Annotated in this window: 1 protein-coding gene; it reads right to left on the reverse strand. The window is 66.1% G+C overall.

Going from position 1 to position 2,744, the window contains the following annotated elements:
* Positions 1-2,160: methyl-accepting chemotaxis protein (locus tag AC1DR7_RS20230; protein ID WP_478076664.1), on the reverse strand; the 2,160-nt coding region annotated here is incomplete at its 3' end.
* Positions 2,161-2,744 lie beyond the last annotated feature (584 nt).

The following is a 2,744-nucleotide window of genomic DNA, read 5'->3' on the forward strand; positions in this document are numbered from 1 at the left end:
GCGGTGCGGTACGGCGGCGGCCGGGGCGCGGGCGGCCGCGACTGCCGCGCTGGCCGACGGCGCGGACTGACCGTCCAGCTTGAACAGCGACACCGCGTCGGTGAGGTGGCCGGCCTGCTCTTCCATCGAGCGCGCGGCGGCGGTGGCTTCTTCGACCAGGGCCGCGTTCTGCTGGGTGGTCTCGTCCATCTGGGTGATGGTCTGGTTGACCTGTTCGATGCCCGCCGACTGCTCCTGCGAGGCCGCCGAAATCTCGGCCATGATGTCGGTCACCCGCTGCACCGAGGCGACGATCTCGCCCATCGTTTGGCCGGCCTGGTTGACCAGTGCCGAGCCCTCGGCGACCTTGCCGACCGATTCATCGATCAGGCCCTTGATCTCCTTGGCGGCGCTGGCCGAGCGCTGGGCCAGGGTGCGCACTTCCGAGGCCACCACGGCAAAGCCACGACCCTGTTCGCCGGCACGTGCCGCTTCCACCGCGGCGTTCAGCGCCAGGATGTTGGTCTGGAAGGCGATGCCGTCGATGACGGTGATGATGTCGGCGATACGACGCGAGGACGCATCGATTTCATGCATGGTACTGACCACGCGGCCGACCACTTCGCCACCCTGCGAGGCCACGCCATGCGCGCCGATCGCCAGCTGGTTGGCCTGACGGGCGTGCTCGGCGTTCTGGCGCACGGTGGAGGTGAGCTCCTCCATCGAGGCGGCGGTCTCTTCCAGGTTGGCGGCCTGCTGCTCGGTACGACGCGACAGGTCGTTGTTGCCCGAGGCGATCTCGCCGGCCGCCGTGCTGATACTCGAGGAGGCCTGCTGGATGCGACCGACGATCTGGGTCAACTGGGCGACGGTGGAGTTCGCGTCGTCGCGCATGCTGGCGAACACGCCGTGGAACTGGCCCTGCATGCGTGCGGTCAGGTCGCCATTGGCAATCGCCTGCAGCAGGTGCGAGAGCTGGGACAGGTTGCCGTCGGCCACTTCCATCATGGTGTTGAGGTGTTCGATCATCACCCGGAAATCGTGATCGAAGCGCAGCGCATCGCCACGCTGGCTGAAATCGCCCGCGGCTGCCGCCTGGGCCAGCGACTGGATCTGGGTGTTGATCGCCAGCAGGCTGGCCTTGGCCGCGTCCATCGATTCGTGCAGGATCGCGCGGCTGCCCGGCAGGCGGCGCGCATTCTGCGACAGGTCGCCGGCCGCGTACTGGTTGAGTACGGCGATGGCGTCCTTGATCGCGTCCAGGTGGTCGAACACTACCGTGTTGGTGCCCACCGCCAGTTCGCCGTAGACGCCCGGGAAGTCCACCGGCATGCGGTGGGAGATGTCCGGGCCGGCGTGCATGGCCGACATCTGACGGGTTTCATCCGAGTAGCGGCGCAGCATGCTGGTCATCTCGCCGGTGGCCACCAGCATCTGCCCGACTTCATCGGTACTGGTGGCGCGGGTGCTGACGCTGAGGTCGCCCCGGGCGACCGATTTGATGGCATGCACGGCCTGCGACAGCGGACGGGTGATCACGCGCGAGATGACGAAGGCCAGGGCGGCGGCAACCAGCGACAGCAGCACCATGCAGGCGATGATCGCGGTCACGCTGGTGCGGTGGGTGGCGTTGGCCGCATCGATGCGGCCGGCCATGAGGCTGTTGCTGTATATGCCGAGCGCTTTGAGATCCTCGAACAGCTGGCGCCGCGCCGGACGCGATTTGTTGTCGGAGATGTCGCGGGCGGCGGCGGCGTCGCCAGCGGCCACGGCAGCGCGCAGGTCGGTGTTGGCGCGGAAGTAGGCGTCGGTGTCGGCGGCGACCTTGGCATACAACGCGCGCTCGCGATCATTGGCCGGCAGTGCGGCATAGGCGGCCAGCTCATCGCGGACCAGCTTGGCCGAGTCGTCCATGCGCTTGTTGTAATCGGCGACCTTGTCCGGCTGGTCGAGCATGCTGACCTGGGCCAGTTCGTAGGTGCGGAACTCCCCCAGCACCGCGCGCGCTTCGCCCAGGTGCTGAAGGGTTGGGATGTTGTTGCCGGCCATGGCGGCCAGTTCTGCATTGGCGCCGTTGAGGCGGACCAGGGCGAATACGCCCAGGATGACGGTCATCAGGGTCGTGAGCGTAAACCCCACCGCCAGCTTTCGGGCGATGGGCAGATTGTGGAACCACTTCATGGTGTGAACTCCGGGCAGGGCGGTGGCGCACAGCCGTGGGGTGCTGGGCGAAAGGCGTTGCGAGTGCGGATGGGGCGGGGCCGCGTGACGATGGCGTCATCGCTCTCTCGGGATAACGGCGCTGGGCGGTCCTAACTTGAGTGTTCCATGTCACATTTTTTCTGAAAGCGACCCACCGCAGATCCCGCCGCGTTGGTTGCAGAAGCAAGCAATGGCAAGGTTTCCGCTTGAGGCACACACATTGCGCGTCAGTACGCCCGCGTATCGGGAAAGTTCGAGGTCACAGTTTTAAAAGGGGCGCAAATGCGGCCCATAGCCCGGTAGTGCCGGCCGCTGGCCGGCTCCTCGCATTCCTTCCCACGCCRATACAYCAGGCCGTTCCGGCGTTAYGYGMTGCCGGCCAGCGGCCGGCACYACCGGGCTATGGGCCGCATTTGCGCCCCTTTTAAAACTGTGACCTCGAACTTTCCCGATACGCGGGCGTACTGACGCGCAATGTGTGTGCCTCAAGCGGAAACCTTGCCATTGCTTGCTTCTGCAACCAACGCGGCGGGATCTGCGGTGGGTCGCTTTCAGAAAAAATG

The sequence above is a fragment of the Stenotrophomonas sp. P5_A9 genome (assembly GCF_056400525.1).